The sequence below is a fragment of the Mycobacterium sp. Aquia_213 genome (genome assembly GCF_026625985.1).
GTDB lineage: Bacteria > Actinomycetota > Actinomycetes > Mycobacteriales > Mycobacteriaceae > Mycobacterium.
On sequence record NZ_CP113116.1, the window covers coordinates 3,645,247 to 3,658,644 of the forward strand.

At 68.1% G+C, this 13,398-nt stretch carries 15 protein-coding genes; 7 read left to right on the plus strand and 8 right to left on the minus strand.

The window, feature by feature from the left end:
* Positions 1-36 precede the first annotated feature (36 nt).
* A complete protein-coding gene (gene car / locus LMQ14_RS16900) occupies positions 37-3,525 on the plus strand; it encodes a carboxylic acid reductase (RefSeq protein ID WP_267730699.1) in 3,489 nt (1,162 codons plus the stop codon).
* Between the two features lie 61 nt (positions 3,526-3,586).
* On the opposite strand, the gene LMQ14_RS16905 is transcribed toward car, so the two are convergent.
* From LMQ14_RS16905 to ruvC, 5 genes are all read right to left on the minus strand, one after another.
* Positions 3,587-4,288, minus strand: coding sequence for a hypothetical protein (locus tag LMQ14_RS16905; RefSeq protein WP_267730700.1), 702 nt, complete (start codon positions 4,286-4,288; stop codon positions 3,587-3,589).
* Positions 4,289-4,404: 116 nt separating this feature from the next.
* Positions 4,405-4,791: a DUF1304 domain-containing protein gene (locus LMQ14_RS16910; RefSeq protein ID WP_267730701.1), complete on the minus strand. Its 387-nt coding sequence runs from the start codon at positions 4,789-4,791 to the stop codon at positions 4,405-4,407.
* A gap of 64 nt (positions 4,792-4,855) precedes the next feature.
* Positions 4,856-5,914: a Holliday junction branch migration DNA helicase RuvB gene (gene ruvB / locus LMQ14_RS16915; RefSeq protein ID WP_267730702.1), complete on the minus strand. Its 1,059-nt coding sequence runs from the start codon at positions 5,912-5,914 to the stop codon at positions 4,856-4,858.
* The gene (gene ruvA, locus LMQ14_RS16920; protein WP_267730703.1) at positions 5,911-6,516 is read right to left on the minus strand and encodes a Holliday junction branch migration protein RuvA; all 606 of its coding nucleotides are present in this window, start codon (positions 6,514-6,516) and stop codon (positions 5,911-5,913) included. The genes ruvB and ruvA overlap by 4 nt, the downstream gene beginning before the upstream one ends.
* Positions 6,513-7,094, minus strand: coding sequence for a crossover junction endodeoxyribonuclease RuvC (gene ruvC, locus LMQ14_RS16925; RefSeq protein ID WP_267730704.1), 582 nt, complete (start codon positions 7,092-7,094; stop codon positions 6,513-6,515). The genes ruvA and ruvC overlap by 4 nt, the downstream gene beginning before the upstream one ends.
* Before the next feature lie 162 nt (positions 7,095-7,256).
* Between ruvC and LMQ14_RS16930 the strand changes: the two genes are divergently transcribed.
* The 5 genes from LMQ14_RS16930 to LMQ14_RS16950 are packed head-to-tail and all read left to right on the plus strand — an operon-like array spanning position 7,257 to position 10,871.
* Positions 7,257-7,868, plus strand: a complete 612-nt coding sequence (locus tag LMQ14_RS16930) for a DUF4178 domain-containing protein (protein ID WP_267730705.1) — start codon at positions 7,257-7,259, stop codon at positions 7,866-7,868.
* Between the two features lie 9 nt (positions 7,869-7,877).
* Positions 7,878-8,390: a DUF2617 family protein gene (locus LMQ14_RS16935; protein ID WP_267730706.1), complete on the plus strand. Its 513-nt coding sequence runs from the start codon at positions 7,878-7,880 to the stop codon at positions 8,388-8,390.
* Positions 8,387-8,818 carry a DUF4247 domain-containing protein gene (locus LMQ14_RS16940; RefSeq protein WP_267730707.1) on the plus strand — a complete coding sequence of 144 codons (432 nt, stop codon included), beginning with the start codon at positions 8,387-8,389 and terminating at the stop codon, positions 8,816-8,818. Before LMQ14_RS16935 ends, LMQ14_RS16940 begins: the two co-directional genes overlap by 4 nt.
* Positions 8,819-8,832: 14 nt before the next feature.
* On the plus strand, positions 8,833-9,288 hold the full coding sequence (locus LMQ14_RS16945) for a DUF350 domain-containing protein (protein ID WP_267730708.1): 456 nt from the start codon (positions 8,833-8,835) through the stop codon (positions 9,286-9,288).
* The gene (locus LMQ14_RS16950) at positions 9,285-10,871 is read left to right on the plus strand and encodes a polyamine aminopropyltransferase (protein WP_267730709.1); all 1,587 of its coding nucleotides are present in this window, start codon (positions 9,285-9,287) and stop codon (positions 10,869-10,871) included. The genes LMQ14_RS16945 and LMQ14_RS16950 overlap by 4 nt, the downstream gene beginning before the upstream one ends.
* Here LMQ14_RS16950 and LMQ14_RS16955 read toward each other — a convergent pair.
* Entirely contained in the window at positions 10,868-11,626 is a 759-nt protein-coding gene (locus LMQ14_RS16955) for a YebC/PmpR family DNA-binding transcriptional regulator (RefSeq protein WP_267730710.1), read from the minus strand. The two genes, LMQ14_RS16950 and LMQ14_RS16955, sit on opposite strands and share 4 nt — an antisense overlap.
* Positions 11,627-11,818: 192 nt before the next feature.
* On the opposite strand from LMQ14_RS16955, the gene LMQ14_RS16960 reads away from it, so the two are divergent.
* Positions 11,819-11,968 (plus strand): hypothetical protein, encoded by a 150-nt coding sequence (locus LMQ14_RS16960; protein WP_267735737.1) that lies wholly within the window; start codon positions 11,819-11,821, stop codon positions 11,966-11,968.
* On the opposite strand, the gene pdxT is transcribed toward LMQ14_RS16960, so the two are convergent.
* Positions 11,965-12,561 (minus strand): pyridoxal 5'-phosphate synthase glutaminase subunit PdxT, encoded by a 597-nt coding sequence (gene pdxT, locus LMQ14_RS16965; RefSeq protein WP_267730711.1) that lies wholly within the window; start codon positions 12,559-12,561, stop codon positions 11,965-11,967. The two genes, LMQ14_RS16960 and pdxT, sit on opposite strands and share 4 nt — an antisense overlap.
* Positions 12,558-13,394 carry an acyl-CoA thioesterase II gene (gene tesB, locus LMQ14_RS16970; RefSeq protein ID WP_267730712.1) on the minus strand — a complete coding sequence of 279 codons (837 nt, stop codon included), beginning with the start codon at positions 13,392-13,394 and terminating at the stop codon, positions 12,558-12,560. Before tesB ends, pdxT begins: the two co-directional genes overlap by 4 nt.
* Between the last annotated feature and the right edge of the window lie 4 nt (positions 13,395-13,398).

Sequence of the window (13,398 nt, forward strand, 5' to 3'; positions counted from 1 at the left end):
AACAGCCTGAACTTCTCAGCAATGCAAGGAACTGTTATGTCGACTACCACTCGCGAAGAGCGGCTAGAGCGCCGCATTGAGAATCTGACCGCTACCGACGCACAGTTCGCCGCCGCCAAGCCGGACCCGGCGGTCGTCGAGGCCCTCGATCACCCTGGACTGCGCCTTCCGCAGATCGTCCGGACAGTGCTCGATGGTTACGGTGACCGCCCGGCCCTCGGACAGCGCGCCGTCGAATTCGTCGCGGACCCCAGCGGTCGCACGGTGCTGGGGCTGCTCCCCCGCTTCGACACCATCACCTACGCTGAACTGCGCGAACGCGCCGATGCAGTGGCCCGGGCCCTGACCGACGACGCGCTGCAGCCGGGCGACCGGGTGGCGGCGCTGGGCTTCAACAGCGTCGACTTCACCACCATCGACATCGCACTCGGCGTGGTCGGCGCGGTAGGGGTCCCGCTGCAAACCAGCGCAGCGGTCACGCAGCTCACGCCGATCGTGACCGAGACCGAGCCTGCCGTGTTCGCGGCGAGCGTGAACCAGCTGGCCGACGCCGTCGAGCTGATCCTGAGCACCGACCACCGTCCCAGCAAACTCGTGGTGTTCGACTACCACCCGGAGGTCGACGACGAGCGCGAAGCCGTGGAAAGCGCCCGCGCACGGTTGACCGACGCCGCGGTGCCCGTCGAGTCCCTGGCCGAGCTGACGCGGCGCGGCCGGGCATTGCCCGCCACAGCGGCGGCGGACGTCGACGACGACGCACTGGCGCTGTTGATCTACACCTCCGGCAGCACCGGCGCACCCAAGGGCGCGATGTATCCCCGGCGCAACGTCGGCAAGATGTGGTGCCGGTCGAGCCGCAACTGGTTCGGCGAGACCGTCGCCTCGATCACCCTGAACTTCATGCCGATGAGCCACGTCATGGGACGCGGCATCCTCTACGGCACGCTCGGCAATGGCGGCACGGCCTACTTCGCCGCCCGCAGCGACCTGTCCACCCTGCTGGAAGACCTCGAGCTGGTGCGGCCCACCGAGATGAACTTCGTGCCGCGCATCTGGGAGACGTTGTACAGCGAATACCAGCGCCGCATCGACCGCGGCGGCAGTGCAGCCGAGGTCATGAACGAAGTGGCGCAGGATCTGCTGGGCGGGCGATTCATCTTCGCGATGACGGGCTCGGCGCCCACCTCCCCGGACCTGAAGGCATGGGTGGAAAACCTGCTCGACATGCACCTGCTGGACGGCTACGGCTCCACCGAGGCCGGGATGGTGCTGTTCGACGGCGAGGTGCAGCGTCCGCCGGTGATCGACTACAGACTGGTCGACGTGCCGGACCTGGGCTACTTCGCGACCGACCGGCCGTACCCGCGCGGCGAGCTGCTGCTCAAGACCGAGAACATGTTCCCCGGCTACTACAAGCGCCCGGAGACCACCGCCGGGGTGTTCGACCCGGACGGCTACTACCGCACCGGCGACGTCGTGGCCGAAATCGCGCCCAACAAGGTGGTTTACGTCGACCGCCGCAACAACGTGCTCAAACTTGCGCAGGGCGAATTCGTCACCGTGGCCAAGCTGGAGGCGGTGTTCGGCAACAGCCCGCTGGTGCGGCAGATCTACGTCTACGGCAACAGCGCGCACCCCTACCTGCTGGCGGTGATCGTGCCGAGCGAGGAGGCGCTGTCGCGGTTCGGCGCCGATGAGCTCAAGGGACGGATCGCCGACTCGCTACAGGTGGTCGCCAAGGAAGCCGGTCTGCAGTCCTACGAGGTGCCGCGCGACTTCCTCATCGAGACAACGCCTTTCACGCTGGAGAACGGTCTGCTGACCGGTATCCGCAAGCTGGCGTGGCCAAAGTTGAAGCAGCACTACGGCGAGCGGCTCGAACAGCTCTACACCGACCTGGCCGCGAGCCAGGCCAACGAGCTGAGCGAACTGCGCCGCAGCGGCACCACCGCGCCGGTGCTGGAATCGGTGCGCCGGGCCGCCGCCGCCCTGCTGGGCGCGGCCAGCACCGAGCTGACACCCGACGCCCACTTCACCGATCTGGGTGGAGACTCGTTGTCGGCGTTGACATTCGGCAACCTGCTGCACGAGATCTTCGAGGTCGACGTGCCGGTGGGCGTGATCGTCAGCCCGGCCAACGACCTGGCGGCCATTGCCGCCTACATCGAGGCCGAACGCCAGGGCACCAAGCGGCCCAGCTTCGCATCGGTGCACGGTCGCTTCGAACCTGGGCAAGCGGTCGAGGTGCACGCCGGCGACCTCACGCTGGACAAGTTCCTCGACGCCGAGACCCTGGCAGCCGCACCGAGTCTGGCCGCCCCGGCGACCGAGATCCGCACCGTGCTGCTGACCGGCGCCACCGGCTTCCTCGGCCGCTACCTGGCCCTGGAATGGCTGGAGCGGATGGACCTGGTCGACGGCAAGGTGATCGCGCTGGTCCGCGCCAAGTCCGACGAGGACGCGCGCGCCCGGCTGGACAACACCTTCGACAGCGGCGACCCCAAACTGCTGGCGCACTACCAGGAGTTGGCCGCCGATCACCTCGAGGTCATCGCCGGCGACAAGGGCGAGGCCAACCTCGGCCTGGACCAGCAGACCTGGCAGCGGCTGGCCGACACCGTCGACCTGATCGTCGACCCCGCCGCATTGGTCAACCACGTGCTGCCCTACAGCGAGCTGTTCGGCCCCAACGCCTTGGGCACCGCCGAGCTGATCCGCATCGCGCTGACCGGGAAGAAGAAGCCGTACACCTACGTGTCCACGATCGGGGTGGGCGACCAGATCAAGCCGGGCGCGTTCATCGAGGACGCCGACGTCCGCCAGATCAGCGCGACCCGCCAGATCGACGACAGTTACGCCAACGGCTACGGCAACAGCAAGTGGGCCGGTGAGGTGCTGCTGCGCGAGGCCAACGACCTGTGTGGCCTGCCGGTGGCGGTGTTCCGCTGCGACATGATCCTGGCCGACACCAGCTACGCCGGTCAGCTCAATGTGCCGGACATGTTCACCCGGATGATGCTGAGCCTGGTGGCCACCGGAATCGCGCCGGCCTCGTTCTACGAGCTCGACGCCGACGGAAACCGGCAGCGGTCGCACTACGACGGGCTGCCGGTGGAGTTCATCGCCGAAGCCGTCTCGACGCTGGGGGCGCAGAACGTGGAGAGCTTCCAGACCTACCACGTGATGAACCCCTACGACGACGGCATCGGGATGGACGAATTCGTCGACTGGCTGATCGCCGACGGCAACGCGATTCAGCGGATCGCCGATTACGGCGACTGGCTGCCGCGGTTCGAGACCGCTCTGCGGGGCCTGCCGGAGAAGCAGCGCAACGCCTCGCTGTTGCCGCTGTTGCACAACTACCAGAAGCCGGAGCACCCGATTCGCGGGTCGATGGCGCCGACCGACCGGTTCCGTGCGGCGGTCCAGGACGCGAAAGTCGGTCCGGACAAAGACATTCCGCACATTTCCGCGCCGATCATCAACAAGTACATCAGCGACCTACGCCTGCTGGGCCTGCTGTAAGACAGCGCAAAACCGATCGCCAGCCTGTCAACGGGCCGGCGATCGGTTTGTGCGCGATGCTCTAGCTCTGGGGATGCGGCCAGCGCAGGTATGACGCGCCCGCAGCGGGCGCGGCATCCGCGCGGTGCTTGCGCCAACCGCCGGTCTTGGGCTCACCGTGCGACCCCACCCGGGGGGTAGTCAGGGCGTCCGGCTCCACCTCACGGTGCGGCTCTTCCAGCCCGGACATGTAGACGGGCTCGCCGCCCGTCGGCGCCGCCGACCGCACCCGCCCGAGGGCTTCGATATCGCTGGCCAGTCGCACCGCCAGGCGCGCCAGCGCGATGCCACCGACGAAGACGATCAAGGCACCGAGACCGGAGAAGTACGAAATCTCGAGTGCGGCGCGCTTGCGGTCGGTCGCGGCGATCGGATCTCCGGCAGACCCGATCCCCAGCATCGGAGCGACCTCACCACCGATCACGAACCAGGCGCCGGCGAGAACCGCCAGCCAGCCGCCCACGATCGCGGTGATCCGATTTCCGGAAAATATCAACAACAGGCCGCCGAACGCGGTGACGCCGCCCGGCAACACCTCAAGCCAGCCGCGAGCCGTGCTCCATGCCCACTCTTTGTCGGGCGTGTAGGCGAAATTGAAATGCGGACCGACGAACGGTATCAACGCACCCCAAGCACCCAGAACGAGCAGGATCAACCCGCAAACCGCACCGCGGGATCGTGGCATCCACAACCTGCCCGGATGACCTTCTTGTGCGTAGTTCATTACATCCCCCTATTGATGCCGGACTACTTCAGCACGGCGTGGATACCCCTGCCGTTCGCGGTTGTAACCTCCGGCGGCCCCAAATGCCGTGACCAGTGTGGCCGGTGTTTCTCGTGTTACGTCGCGAGGCCGAGCACCAGCAGCACCACCGAGATCAAGGGGAAGGTGCCCTGCGTCACCGCGGCCCGGGCCTTGTCCGGTGCCGACACCACGAGGACGACCGCGGCCGCGGCCATGGATCCGACCCCGGCGAAGACGAGCGCGGCTCCCACCGCGCGGTGTCCCATCGCGACCTCGGCGATCCCGATGCCGGCGACGATCGCCAGGAACAAGTTGTAAAAGCCCTGGTTGAAGGCGAGCAGCTTGGTGGTCTCGGCCTCGGATTCGGTCGTACCGAAGGTGGCGCGAGTGCGCGGCGAGGTCCAGGTCAACGACTCCATCGTGAAGATGTAGACGTGCAGCAGCGCCGCGAGCGCGGCGAATGCCAGTCCGGCGGTGATCATTGCGCCTCCTACTCCTGATGGTCGCGACCCGCTTCGCCCGGCTGCGCCGCGCTCGCGATCGCTCCTACTCGAACAGCCCCGGTTGGGCCAAGCCGGTGACCCCGGCCGGCGGTGTCATACCCAGATGAGTCCACGCCTGCGCGGTGGCCACCCGGCCCCGCGGCGTCCGCGCAACCATGCCGGCGCGCACCAGGAACGGCTCACACACCTCCTCGACGGTGGTCGCCTCCTCCCCGACCGCCACCGCGAGCGTCGAAACCCCGACCGGGCCGCCGCCGAAGCTGCGGGTCAGCGCCAACAGCACCGCCCGGTCCAGCCGGTCGAGCCCGAGCTCGTCGACGTCGTACACCTCCAGCGCGGACTTGGCGACGTCGCGGGTGATCACGCCGTCGGCCCGCACCTCGGCGAAGTCGCGGACCCTGCGCAACAGGCGGTTGGCGATCCGCGGCGTGCCGCGTGAGCGCCGGGCGATCTCCGCACCGGCTTCGGCGCCCAACTCGATGCCGAGTATCCCGGCCGAACGCGCCAGCACCCGCTCCAGATCGGCCGGCTCGTAGAAATCCATGTGCGCGGTGAAACCGAAGCGGTCCCGCAGCGGACCGGTCAGCGCGCCGGACCGGGTGGTCGCGCCGACCAGCGTGAACGGCGCCACCTCCAGCGGGATCGACGTTGCCCCAGGGCCTTTGCCCACCACGACGTCGACCCGGAAGTCCTCCATCGCGAGGTAGAGCATCTCCTCGGCCGGCCGGGCGATGCGGTGGATTTCGTCGATGAACAACACGTCGTGCTCGACCAGGTTCGACAGCATCGCGGCCAGGTCGCCGGCGCGCTCCAGCGCCGGCCCCGAGGTGACCCGCAGCGTGGACCCGAGTTCGGCGGCGATGATCATCGCCAGCGACGTCTTGCCCAACCCCGGCGGGCCGGACAGCAGAATGTGATCCGGTGTGCCACCACGGTTCTTGGCGCCCTCGAGGACCAGCTGCAGCTGTTCGCGGACCCGGGCCTGGCCGATGAACTCCCGCAGCGAGCGGGGCCGCAGGCTGACGTCGACGTCGCCCTCCCCGACGGTCAGCGTCGGGGACAGGTCTCGATCCGAGAAGTCCTCGGAGAAGTCGTCGCTCATTTGGCCTTGCCCAGCAACGACAGCGCAGCCCGTAACGCGTCGGAAGTCGTTGCCTGCTCGCCTTTTTCGCGACTGGCCGCCAGCACGTTGTCGGTGGCGTCCTCGGCCTGCTTGGCCGCGAAGCCCAGACCGACCAGCGCCTCGACCACCGGGCCCCGCACTGTATGGCCGTTGACCGCCGGCGCTGCCGCGCGCGCACCGGCCGTATAGATCTTGTCGCGCAACTCGAGAACCATACGCTCGGCGCCGCGCTTGCCGATGCCGGGCACCCGGGTCAGCGCGGTGACGTCGCCGTCGGCCAGCGCCTGGCGCAGTGAGTCGGCGTCGTACACGGCCAGGGTCGCCATCGCGAGCCGCGGCCCGACGCCCGACACCGACAGCAGCGTCAGGAACAGGTCGCGGGTCTCGCCGTCAACAAAGCCGTACAGCGTCTGCGAATCCTCGCGCACGATCATCGCGGTGACCAGGCGGGCTTCGCTGCCGAGGCGCAGCGTCGACAGCGTCGACGGCGTCGCGTTCACCCGGTAGCCGACGCCGGCGGCCTCGATCACCACATGATCGAGTGCCACCTCGAGCACCTCACCGCGCACCGAGGCGATCACCGGCCCGCACCCGCCTTGGCGGCCTTGGCCTTCGCCGCCAACTTGGCCCGGTAGGCCTGGCGTGCTTCGGCGGCCAACGCCTCGGCCGCCGCCATCCGGGCCAGCATCGGCGCTCTCCAGCAATGGCAGATGGCCAGCGCCAGCGCATCGGCCGCGTCGGCCGGCGTCGGTTTGGCTTGCAGTGCAAGGATTCTCGTGACCATCGCGGTGACCTGAGCCTTGTCGGCGGTGCCGTTGCCGGTGACCGCGGCCTTGACCTCGCTGGGGGTATGGAAGTGCACGTCGATGTCCCGTTTGGCCGCCGCCAGCGCGATCACGCCACCGGCCTGCGCGGTGCCCATCACCGTCGACACGTTGTGCTGGGCGAACACCCGCTCGATCGCGACCACGTCGGGACGATGCGTATCCAGCCAATGCTCGACGGCATCGCTGATGGCCAGCAGCCTTTTGGGCAGCGCGGCATCCGACGGGGTACGGACCACGTCGACATCCAGCGCGACGATATTTCGGCCGCGCCCGCTTTCGACCACGGACAGCCCGCATCGGGTCAGTCCGGGGTCGACGCCCATCACGCGCATAGCATGCTCCAACTTCGACTTCTTGAAAATACCGCGGCCCGAACAGCTGTTCGATAGCGTAGCGGTCGGGTCCGACCGCTACGGACAGGACACGCGGACCCGGGAAAAGCTGTTAACTTAAGCCGACGTTCGCTCCACCGCCGCGGCGACGGGAGGCCCTGGGTGGGAACAGTGCTGGTAGTGCTGGCTGCGGTGCTGTTCGTCGCGTCCGTCGTGGTGCTTGTCATCGCGTCGCGGCGCCCCAAGGCCGCGGGTCAGCCGCGCGGGCGCCCCGATCCCCTGTCCTTCGACGCGATGCCGCAGTTCGGGCCCCGGCAGCTCGGGCCCGGCGCCATCGTCAGCTATGGCGGCATCGACTACGTGGTCCGCGGCTCGGTGACGTTCCGCGAGGGACCGTTCGTGTGGTGGGAGCACCTGCTGGAGGGCGGCAACCTGCCGACGTGGTTCGCCGTCGAGGAGGACGACGGACGCCTCGAGCTCGTCATGTGGGTCACCCGCAAGGACATCACGTTGCAGCCCGGCGACCAGTACCTGGTCGACGGGATGGCATTTCACGAGTCGGAACGCGGCCGGGCTTCCTATACGACCGAGGGCACGACGGGCCTGCCGGCCGGCGGCGAGATGGAGTTCGTCGACTGCGCCAACGCCGACGAGACCGCGCTGCTCTCCTTCGAGCGCTGGGCACCCGGCACGCCCTGGGAGATCTCGACGGGCAAGCCGGTGTCACCGGGCGAGCTCACCGTCTACCCGGCGCCGACGCCGGGCTCCCCGTAGGACCGCGCGGTGCCGCTCTATCAACTCGCCGTTGCTCCGGCCGACGTGTCCGGAAGCAGGCTGCGGCTCGCACTCAACGCGCCCGCACCGCCGCTGCTGGCCAGTCATTCGCTGCGCCATCCCGACGGCGGCGCGCTGCGGCTCGGGGTGCTCGGCGCCTCACATCTCGTCACGATCGAACACGCCGCCAGCACCTTCTCCGAGCAGGTGTCCTGCACCGCCGACAGCGAGACCGGCAAGCTGCCCGAGCGCGCCGAAGCCTTCGGCTATTCGCTGGAATCCGCCACCGCCACCCGCGACGAGGCGACGTTTCGCCAACTGGCGCGCGAGCTGCGTGACCGGTGCCGGGGCGAAACCGCTTGGCTCGGCGGAACTTTCCCCGGCGATGACGCCGCACTGACCGTGCTGGCCGCCGAACCCGACGGCCCCGGCTGGCACTGGCAGACGTGGCACCTGTACCCGCAGCGCCCTTCGGGGTCCGGCGGCGTGGTGGTCCACACGGCGAGCCGGTGGCGTCCGTGAGCCGCAAGCATCTGTTCTGGCTTGCCGGTGGGCTGGCCGCGGCGTCGGTGGTGTCGTTGATCGTCGGAATCATCTTGCTGCAGAAGGACATTACGTCCTATATCGCGAGCAACTATCGCGAGTACTCCCGCGACGTCAACGGAACGCGATACCTCTGCAGCGGATCGCCCGATCAGGTGGCCGACACGCTCGCCGACTATCAAGAACCCGAGGCCCGCGCCGACAACGACAACAACGAGTACCTGCGCTACAGCGACAGCATCGTGACCGTCGGCCCGGATGGCAACCACCCGTGCAGCATTCGCGTCGAAAGCCTCAGCGCCGGATACAGCCACGGCTCCTACATCTTCCTCGGCCCCGGGTTCAGTCCCGGATCGCCGTCGAGCGGTTCCGGCGGTAGCCCCGGCGGCCCGGGCGGAACGAAATAACAAAGGAGACAACCATGTACCTCGCCTTCGATATCGGAAACGTGGACTTCGACCCCGTCGTCAAAGGCGTCGTCGCGACGCTGTTGTACTTCGTGGTCGGCATGGCGGTTCTGCTCGTCGGGTTCTACATGGTCGACGTGTTGACCCCGGGCAAGCTGCGCCAGCTGGTGTTCGTCGATCGCCGCCCCAACGCCGTCGTGGTCGCCAGCGCGATGTATGTCGCGCTCACCACCGTGATCGTCAGCGCCATCGTCAACAGCTACAGCCAGTTGGCTCAGGGGCTCGTCGGCGTGGCGGTGTACGGGATCATGGGTGTGATCCTGTTGGGAATCGCGCTGCTGACACTGCATCTGGTGATCCCCGGCAGCTTCCACGAGCACATCGACGAGCCCGAGCTGCATCCCGGGTCGTTCGCGGTCGCGCTGATGCTGTTGGCCGTCGGAGGAGTCACGGCCGCCGCGGTGTCATGACCACCACACAGGAAGCCGCACGGTCCGCGGAGCCGTCGACGCGCTGGCGAGCCCTGCTGCTCGCCGCGGTCGCGGCCTGCGCGGCCTGCGGAATCATCTACGAACTGGCACTGCTGACGCTGTCGGCAAGCCTGAACGGCGGCGGCATCGTCGCCACCTCACTGATCGTCGCGGGCTATATCGCCGCGCTGGGTGTGGGCGCGCTGCTGGTCAAACCGCTGCTGAGGCACGCGGGCATCGCCTTCGTCGCCGTCGAGGCGCTGCTGGGCATCATCGGCGGGCTGTCCGCCGCCGCGCTGTATGCCGTGTTCGCGTTCCTCGACGGCGCCACCGGCTCGACGTGGGTGCTGGCGCTCGGCACCGCGCTGATCGGCGGCCTGGTCGGCGCCGAGGTGCCGTTGCTGATGACACTGCTGCAGCAGGGGCGGGCCGCCAAAAACGCGGCGACCGACACCGGCCGCACGCTGGCCAACCTCAATGCGGCCGACTACCTGGGGGCGTTGGTCGGCGGGTTGGTCTGGCCATTCGCGCTGCTGCCGCAGCTCGGAATGATCCGCGGCGCGGCGGCCACCGGCGTCATCAACCTGGTCGCGGCGGCCATTGTCGCGATGTTCCTGCTGCGGCGGGTGATCTCGAAGGCGCAGTTGGCGACGGCATTGTGCGCGCTCGCCGCCGCCCTCGCGCTGTTGGTGGTGCTGCTGGTGCACGCACACGACATCGAAACGACAAGCCGTCAAAGGCTTTACGCAGATCCGATCATCGCCTACCGGCACACCGCCTACCAGGAGATCGTGGTCACCCGCCGCGACAACGACACCCGGCTGTATCTGGATGGCGGTTTGCAGTTCTCCACCCGCGACGAATACCGGTACACCGAAAGCCTCGTCTACCCCGCGCTCGGCAAGGGCGCACGCTCGGTGCTGGTCCTGGGCGGCGGCGACGGGCTGGCGGCCCGAGAGCTGTTGCGCCAGCACGGAATCGACAAGATCGTACAGGTGGAGCTCGATCCCGCGGTGATCGAGATCGCCCGCACCACGCTGCGCGACGCCAATGCCGGCGCGCTGGACAGCCCGCGGGTCTCCGTCGTGATCGACGACGCGATGCGCTGGCTTCGGTCTTCGGATCCGCGGCTGCGACCGCCCGGGGGCTTCGACGCGGTCATCGTCGACCTGCCCGACCCGGATACACCGGTGCTGGGCCGGTTGTATTCAACCGAGTTCTATGCCCTTGTCGCGCATGCACTTTCACCTAACGGACTCGTTGTGGTCCAGGCGGGCAGCCCGTTTTCCACACCGACCGCGTTCTGGCGCACGGTGTCGACCATGCGTTCCGCGGGATACGCTGTCACGCCGTATCACGTGCACGTGCCGACGTTCGGCGACTGGGGATTCGCGCTGGCGCGCCCCGGCGACGCGGCACCGATACCCATAATGCCTGCCGACGCGCCGCCGCTGCGCTACCTCAATCCCCAAGTGCTGCAAGCCGCGACGGTGTTCTCCGACGACATCGCGCCGCGCCCGCTCGAACCGTCAACGCTGGACAACCCGCGCATCGTCGAGGACATGCGGCACGGGTACGACTAGTCGTCCTCGTCGAGAGCGGCCAGCACCTCGTCGGACAGGTCGACGTTGGTCCAGACGTTCTGCACGTCGTCGCTGTCTTCGAGGGCGTCGACGAGCTTGATCACCTTGCGGGCACCGTCGACGTCGACCGGCACGCTGACCGACGGCTGGAAGCTGGCCTCGGCCGAGTCGTAGTCGATGCCGGCGTCCTGCAGCGCGGTGCGCACCGCGACCAGATCGGTCGGCTCGGAGATCACCTCGAAGCTTTCGCCGAGATCGTTGACGTCCTCGGCGCCGGCGTCCAGCACCGCGGTCAGCACGTCGTCCTCGGTCAGGCCGTTCTTCTCCAGCGTGACGACGCCCTTGCGGGTGAACAGGTAGGACACCGATCCCGGATCGGCCATGTTGCCGCCGTTGCGGGTCACCGCCACCCGGACCTCCCCGGCCGCGCGGTTGCGGTTGTCGGTCAGACATTCGATCAGCACCGCGACGCCGTTGGGCCCGTAGCCCTCGTACATGATCGTCTGGTATTCGGCGCCGCCGGCTTCCTCGCCGGCGCCGCGCTTGCGGGCTCGCTCGATGTTGTCGTTGGGCACCGAGGTCTTCTTCGCCTTCTGAATGGCGTCATACAGCGTCGGATTGCCCGCCGGGTCACCACCGCCGGTACGCGCCGCCACCTCGATGTTCTTGATAAGCCGGGCGAACTCCTTGCCACGGCGCGCGTCCTTGACGGCCTTCTGGTGCTTCGTGGTCGCCCACTTGGAATGGCCGCTCATCGTCTTCCTATCTCATTCCTCTTCGTTTACAGGCCAGACGAGTCTACGTGGACGACCGGCGCAGGTTCCCCGGCGACTCCCCGCGGTTGTGTGCATTGACGCCGACCGGGATGCACACTGACCGCCCTCAATGCACACTCGCGCGGACCAGGGGTGGTTTGGCGGCGGGCGTATCGGGAGAACCTGGAGAACGTGAATCAACCGAAAGAGCCCCAGGACGCCAGAGAGTCGACCGAGGAACAGCGCCAGCTGCAGGAACAACTGGAGCACCAGGGCGACGACCCGGACGCGCCGGGCTTGCACCAGTCCCAGCGCAACCTCCCGGACGAGAGCACGCGCTAGCTGCGGCCCCGGACGATGTCGACGAACAGCTGATGGATGCGCCGGTCCCCCGTCACCTCCGGGTGAAACGCCGTCGCCAGCATCGGCCCCTGCCGGACCGCGACCACGTGCCCCCCGGCCCTGGCCAGCACCTGCACGCCGTCCCCGACCCGCTCGACCCATGGCGCCCGGATGAACACTCCGCGCACGGGACTGTCCAGACCCGCGAACTCGACGTCGCCTTCGAACGAATCGACCTGACGCCCAAAAGCATTGCGCCGCACGGTCATATCGATCGCGCGCAGCGGGAGCGCCTGGCGTCCGTTGGCGCCGGCATCAAGGATCTCGCTGGCCAACATGATCATGCCGGCGCATGCGCCGTAGGCCGGAAGCCCGTCGGCCAGCCGCGCCCGCAACGGCTCGAGCAGGTCGAGGTCTGCCAGCAGGTGGCTCATCGTGGTGGATTCCCCGCCCGGGATGACCAGCCCGTCGAGCGCCTCGATCTCGTCGCGGCGGCGCACCGGCATCGACTCGGCTCCCGCGTCGCGCAGCGCGGCCAGGTGTTCCCGGGTGTCGCCCTGCAGCGCCAAGACCCCGATCCGCGGGCGACTCACGGCTGGTACCCGCGCTTATAGCGGGTCAACCCCTCCTGCATGACCGCCGCGACCATCTCGCCGGTCTGGGTGAAGATCTTGCCCTGGCACAGCGCGCGGCCCCCGCTGGCCGACGGCGAGGACTGGTCGTAGAGCAGCCACTCGTCGGCCCGGAACGCGCGCATGAACCACATCGCGTGGTCCAGCGATGCCACCTGCAGATGCTCACGCACGTCGAGATGGGTGACCTGCGCCGAGCCCAGCAGCGTGAGGTCGCTCATGTAGGCCAGCGCGCAGATGTGCAGCACCGGGTCGTCCGGCAGCGGGTCGCGGTGACGAAACCAGACCTGCTGCTGAGATGCCTTGCCGGGCAACAACTCCAAACGATCGCGCGGCACGATGCAGACGTCCCACTCCTCGAACTGCTTGAAACCGGCATCGTCGAAAACCTTGATCGAGTCCAGCCCCGGCAGACCGTCGGGCGGGGGCGCGGCCGGCATCGCATCCTGGTGATGGGGGCCTTCCTGGTCGGCATGGAAAGAGGCTCCCATGCTGAAAATGATTTCCCCGTGCTGGATGGCGTTGACCCGCCTGGTGGCAAACGAGCCGCCGTCGCGGGAGCGCTCGACGATGAAAACCGTTGGCTCCCTGGGGTCCCCGGGCCGCAGGAAGTAACCGTGCAACGAGTGCACCTGGTAACGCGGGTCGACGGTGCGCACCGCCGACACCAGCGACTGGCCGGCCACATGACCGCCGAAGGTGCGCTGCAGAAATCCCGATTCCGGGCTGAAGGTGCTGCCCCGGTAAATGTTGACCTCGAGCTGCTCGAGATCGAGGATCTCTTCGATCGACACTGAC